Origin of the sequence: Streptomyces sp. NPDC057638, assembly GCF_042800315.1 — a bacterium.
In the GTDB taxonomy this organism is placed as follows: domain Bacteria; phylum Actinomycetota; class Actinomycetes; order Streptomycetales; family Streptomycetaceae; genus Streptomyces.
In genome coordinates this window covers 1-5,505 of sequence record NZ_JBHVHF010000417.1, presented here as the reverse complement: position 1 = coordinate 5,505, position 5,505 = coordinate 1, and the positions used below count along the sequence as shown (strand labels likewise).

5 protein-coding genes are annotated in these 5,505 nt (G+C 66.0%); 4 read left to right on the top strand and 1 reads right to left on the bottom strand.

Features of this window, described 5'->3' with window-relative positions; translation table 11 throughout:
• Nucleotides 1-431 precede the first annotated feature (431 nt).
• Together ACFVIM_RS32275 and ACFVIM_RS32270 are read left to right on the top strand one after the other, a co-directional pair.
• Entirely contained in the window at nt 432-1,706 is a 1,275-nt protein-coding gene (locus ACFVIM_RS32275) for a nitrous oxide reductase family maturation protein NosD (protein ID WP_384309058.1), read from the top strand.
• A 480-nt stretch (nt 1,707-2,186) separates the two neighbouring features.
• Nucleotides 2,187-3,473: a nitrous oxide reductase family maturation protein NosD gene (locus ACFVIM_RS32270; RefSeq protein WP_384309056.1), complete on the top strand. Its 1,287-nt coding sequence runs from the start codon at nt 2,187-2,189 to the stop codon at nt 3,471-3,473.
• Between the two features lie 186 nt (nt 3,474-3,659).
• Here ACFVIM_RS32270 and ACFVIM_RS32265 read toward each other — a convergent pair whose 3' ends face one another.
• Nucleotides 3,660-3,929, bottom strand: a complete 270-nt coding sequence (locus tag ACFVIM_RS32265) for an MbtH family protein (RefSeq protein WP_384309053.1) — start codon at nt 3,927-3,929, stop codon at nt 3,660-3,662.
• Between the two features lie 465 nt (nt 3,930-4,394).
• On the opposite strand from ACFVIM_RS32265, the gene ACFVIM_RS32260 reads away from it, so the two are divergent.
• Together ACFVIM_RS32260 and ACFVIM_RS32255 are read left to right on the top strand one after the other, a co-directional pair.
• A complete protein-coding gene (locus ACFVIM_RS32260; RefSeq protein ID WP_384309052.1) occupies nt 4,395-4,778 on the top strand; it encodes a phosphopantetheine-binding protein in 384 nt (127 codons plus the stop codon).
• Nucleotides 4,779-4,996: 218 nt separating this feature from the next.
• The coding region (locus tag ACFVIM_RS32255) for a condensation domain-containing protein (protein WP_384309049.1) at nt 4,997-5,505 on the top strand (509 nt) is incomplete at its 3' end.

The window sequence follows — 5,505 nt, the reverse complement described above, 5'->3', positions numbered from 1 at the left end:
GCCCGGAGCTGTCCGGGCCGGGCACGTTCCCGTTCCGACGCGGGCCTGTTCCGACGCGGGCCGGCTCCGACGCGGGCCGGCTCCGGCCCCGGAACGGCGCTTGCCTCCTCCCCGTACCGCGTTGGCGCGGCGGGGAAGGCGTCGGGGCGTCCAGCGGCGGAATGCCGCACACGGTCGGCGCATGCTCGCCCAGGCGTCTCCGTCAGGAGTCGAAAGAAAACATCGAGAAACCAGTACGAAAGTCACCTGATACATAGGCCGTCCAGTCGTCCTCCCACTGACTCAGATCATTCTTTGCCTTTCCGTGGCTCTCGATATTCTTTCGCTTGACGCTGTGGGAGAGGCGGGCCGTCCGTCTCTCCGTCGTCCTCAAGGGTTCACGCACGACTCATGGGGATGATCGGCCCCGCACTGGCAGAAGGAGTCCCGGCATGATCAGCCTTACCGGTATGCCGTCCTCGACCTGGTTCGCGGCGGTGGGAGCCACCGCGCTGTTCAGCCTGTCAGTCACCGCCCCGATAGCGCACGCCGCGCCGCTCGCCTGCGGTCAGACCATCACCACCAGCGTCGTTCTCGCCGCCGACCTGCTGAACTGCCCCGGTGACGGTCTGGTCGTCGGCAGGCGCGGCATCACCATCGACCTCAACGGACACACCGTCGACGGCGTCGGCCTGGGCACCGGGATCCGTACCAACGGATTCGACAACACCACCATCACCAACGGCGGCGGGGGTCGCGCCGTTATCCAGGAATTCGATTACGGAGTACAGCTCACCCCTGGCACCTCGGGAACTCTCGTCAAACTGCTGACCATCCAGAACAACGAACTCTCCGGAGTCGAGCTCGACAACGCGGATAACAGCAACCACGTCGTCGACAACGTCATCCAGCGACAGTCCCAACGGGGAATCACGGTCATCGGCGGTTCGAGCGGCAATGTGATCAGCACCAACACGATCACCGCCAATCAGAGTGAGGGCGTCTACGTCCAGAACTCCACCGCCAACCGGCTGGAGGACAACCAGATCACCGACAGCGGAGACGGCGGACTGCTGCTGGAGGGCGCCGACGGCAACACCCTGCTGGGCAACACCGTCGCCAGGAGCAGTGACAGCGCGGTCGTCCTCCAGGCGGGCTCGGACAACAACCTGGTCCAGGGCAACACGGTCAGCGAAGGCAATGACGCCGCCGTGAAGGTCTCCCACTCCACTGGCAACCGCCTCCTGTCCAACCATCTCCAGGGCAGCGGCGACAGCGGGATCTTCCTCCAGTTCTCCCATGGCTCCACGATCACCGGCAACGACGTCAGCGCGAACACCAGCGGCATCGAACTGAACCACTCCGATGACAATCTGATCCGGTCCAACCTCGCGAACAACACCACCGGGGACGGGATCGTGCTGGAGGACTCCATCGACAACGACCTGGAGCTCAACCGGACCAACGGCAACAGCGCGCGCGGCATCTCCGTCAGCGGGGACGCTCCGGCAGGGCAGGGCAACCGTCTGCTGCGCAACACCGCCGACGCCAATCTGGGCGATGGCATCTACGTCTCGAAGACCGTTCACACCCTCCAGGGCAACACCACCCGTGACAACGACGGCTGGGGCATCCTCGTCGACCAGGGCAACACCGACGGCGGCGCCAACCGCGCCAGCGGCAACTCCGAAGCCGCCCAGTGCATGGGCGTCGTCTGCACTCCCTGACCAGCAACATCAGAACCTGACCCGTCCGCCGTCCGCCGTCCGCCCTCCGCCCTCCGCCCTCCGGCATCAGGCATCAGGCATCAGGGGAGGGCGTGGCGGCCGACACGCCCTCGGACCCATGGGACCTCCGGCGCCGGGGGTCCTCTCCTTACGGAACCGCGGGACACGGCCGAGGGTGAGAGGCACGGCACCCCCCGCGATATCCGCGCGCCGCGAAAGATCATCGCAAAGGCGCCCAGCGAAACTCACGGCGTCCGAAAGGGATCCTTGACGAAAGGAGAAGAGGACCGCACGGCACAGAGGAGCCATCGGACAATCCGAAGGCAACTTCGGCCATTCTTTGCCTCCCCATAGCCTTTGGCATTCCTTCGCTTGACCCTGTGCGAGAGGCGATCCGCCTCTCGCATCTCAGGGTCCGGACCCGGCCCCGGAAGCCGGGTCGGCCATGCCCCGGCATGGCCCCGCAGAAGGAGGCTCGCAATGATCCGTACATCCGCGACGCTGTCCCCGACACTGCCCGTGGGCTGGTTCGCCGCGCTGGGGGCCACCGCGCTCTTCGGCGCGCTGACCTCCGCGCCCGCCGCGCACGCCGCGCCGCTCGCCTGTGGTCAGACCGTCACCACCAGCGTGGTACTCGCCGCCGACCTGCTGAACTGCCCTGGCGACGGTCTGGTCGTCGGCGGGAGCGGCATCACCATCGACCTCAAGGGACACACCGTCGACGGTGTCGGCCTGGGGGTCGGGATCCGTAACAACGGATTCGCCAATGTCACCATCACCAACAGCAGCACCATTCCCGCCCGTATACAGGAGTTCGACTACGGAGTACAACTCAATCCGGGCACCACGGGCACCATCGTCGAGAAACTCACCGTCCAGAACAACGAGTTCTCCGGCGTCGAACTCAACAACGCCCACGGCAACAACCGCGTACGCGACAACACCATCGACCGGCAGGCCAAGACCGGAGTCACGGTCATCGGCGGTTCGCGGGAGAACGTGATCACCAATAACACGATCACCGCCAACCAGGGCGGGGGCTTCCTCGTTCAGAACTCCGCCGCCAACCGGCTCGAAGGCAATCGGATCACCGGCAGCGGAAACGCCGGCCTGGTCCTCGACGGTTCCGGCGGCAACACCCTGCTGGCCAATGTGATCGGCGGCAGCAGCGACAGCTCGATCGTCCTGCGGGCCGGCTCGAACGGCAACGTGGTCCAGGGGAACACCTCGACGCGGAGCGCGGACGCCGGACTGAACGTCTCCGGCTCCACCGGCAACCGCATCCTCTCCAATATCCTCACGGGCGGCGGTGACAGCGGGATCGTCCTCCAGTCGGCCCACGGCTCCACAGTCACCGGCAACGACGTCAGCGGCAACACCGGCGGCATCGACGTGAGCTTCTCCGACAACAACCTGATCCGCTCCAACACCGCGAACAACACCACCGGGGACGGCATCACCCTGACGCAGTCCCTCAACAACACCCTGGAGCTCAATCAGGCCCATCGCAACAACGCGCGGGGGATCTACGTCGTCGGAGACGCCACCGCGGTGACCGGTAACCGTCTGGTCGGCAACACCACCAACACCAACTCGGGCGGAGGCGTCTTCGTCTCCAAGGCCGCTCACACCCTCCAGGGCAACACCGCCCGTGACAACAAGGGCTGGGGCATCTACGCCGACCGGGGCAATGTCGACGGCGGTTCCAACCGGGCCAGCAACAACACCCAGTCCGGTCAGTGCGCGGGCGTCGCCTGCACCCCCTGACCACCACTTTCCAGAGCAGCGCCGAAGGCCATCGGCGGCTGGGGCCGGAAGGCGATCCGGCCCCCGTCTCCCCGTCCAGCCGGGCACACCGGCGTCGAGGGATCCGCCGCCCTGCGGCGGGTCCGCCCCTTCCGCGAGACGGCCGCCGGAGCCTCGGAGCCCGCGAACGTACGGAGATGACAAGGCTCAGCCGACGATGGGGGCCGGGGCGGTGGCCTCCGGCGGCCGGGCGGCGGCTCCACCATCCAGGACACCCATCGCGGCGACCAGACCGGCCGGTCGCATATCGGTCCATACGCTCTCTATGTATTCCAGGCATTCACCCCGGCTGCTCTCCTCTTTCTCCACCGCCCACCCGGCGGGAACGTCCAGACCGACCGGCCACAGCGAATACTGGGCTTCGTCGTTCCGCAGCACCACATAGTTCGTGTCCGCGGACTCAAATGGATTGGTCACGCCCACTCCTCCTCTTCCCATCTCTTCGGCGGTTCGGATCGGGTTTCATGGCGAGACTAAGCCTCGCGATGACCGACAGAGAACCTCCGATGGGCCCACTCCCAGGGAACATGGCCCCATGGAGGGATGCCTCACCGGGCCCCTTCTCCTCCTTTCGGCGGACAACCCTGGTACGGGGAAGACGAGTTTCTCGTCCTCCCGTACCCCTCCCATCGGCGGAGCGGGAATGAAGTCTCGCCGATGTGATGATTTACAGTTTTCAGGTTGCCCGCCTAGCGTCAACGAACATGGATCTTGGCTTTACACCGCCGCAACAAGCCAGGATGAGGTGGGGCGCCTTTCATGAGTTTTTCTTCATAAATCAATGCCCGGCTTCCGCTTCTGCCATCCCCTGGAAGCGCCTGAGTGCCATGCCCGAGCGGTCCCCACTCAACAGAACGCTTTCACCTGGGAGAGCTGGACATCATGACGAGTGAGCCCGAGTCCCCCACCCCCCGCGAAGAGCTGCTGTGCCGACTGTTCGCCGCATCCCTCAACCTTCCGGACGTCGGTGTCGACGACCGCTTCTTCGACCTGGGCGGTGACAGCGTCGCCGCCATGGGGCTCGTCGTTCTCGCCCGTGACGCCGGGCTGGAATTCAGCCGCCGCGAACTCTTCCAGAACCCGTCGCCCGCCGGGCTGGCCACAGTGGCACGCGACGTGCCGACCCTCTCGGGCACGGAGGCGACAACGGGTGAATTCGGCGGCACGAACACCGCCATGAACGGTGCTGGCCCATCGGTGATGACGGAACCGCTTATCTCCCTCTCCCCCGAGGAAATCGCGGACATCGAACACCGACTGCGGTAGTTCATCACCGACCCGCCGGGTCGGATGGGCCGACCCGGACCGGCCCAGTGCGCCGTGCGCGGCCCATGGCCTTCCACTGAGTCACCGGTTCCACGCGACCGGGGCCGGGCCCCTTTTACCTTCATACGCCACCTGCCCCGAACACTCATCGCCGCACGGGGCAGGGGTTTTCTCCTGGGCCGCCCCAGGAGCCAGGACAGCAAAGGGAGCGGATTCTCATGCAGTCGCGATTCTCGGACATTCTGCCGTTGGCGCCGTTGCAGGAGGGGCTGCTGTTCCACGCCCTCTACGACGAGGAAGGACCCGACGTCTACATCGTCCAGGTCGCCCTCGAACTCGACGGACCCCTCGACCCCGACCGCCTCCGCACCGCCGCCGAAACCCTCCTCACCCGCCACCCCCACCTCACCGCCTGCTTCCTCACCCGCACCAACGGACAACCCATCCAAGTCATCCCCACCCACACCACCCTCCCCTGGCACGACACCACCCTCAACGACCTACAAGACCTCCCCCACACCCTCGCCGAAGCCCGCACCCAACGCTTCGACATGACCACCCCACCCCTCCTCCGCTACACCCTCATCCACCACCCCCACACCAAAACCCAGAACCAGAACCACACCGACGGAATCCACACCACCCACCGCCACACCCTCGCCCTCACCATCCACCACATCCTCCTCGACGGATGGTCCATGCCCATCCTCATCCGCGAACTCCTCAC

Excerpts from the sequence above, each read along its gene's own strand:
- ACFVIM_RS32260 (WP_384309052.1), top strand. The coding sequence starts at position 4,395 with ATGACGAGTGAGCCCGAGTCCCCCACCCCCCGCGAAGAGCTGCTGTGC.
- ACFVIM_RS32270 (WP_384309056.1), top strand. The coding sequence starts at position 2,187 with ATGATCCGTACATCCGCGACGCTGTCCCCGACACTGCCCGTGGGCTGG.
- ACFVIM_RS32275 (WP_384309058.1), top strand. The coding sequence starts at position 432 with ATGATCAGCCTTACCGGTATGCCGTCCTCGACCTGGTTCGCGGCGGTG.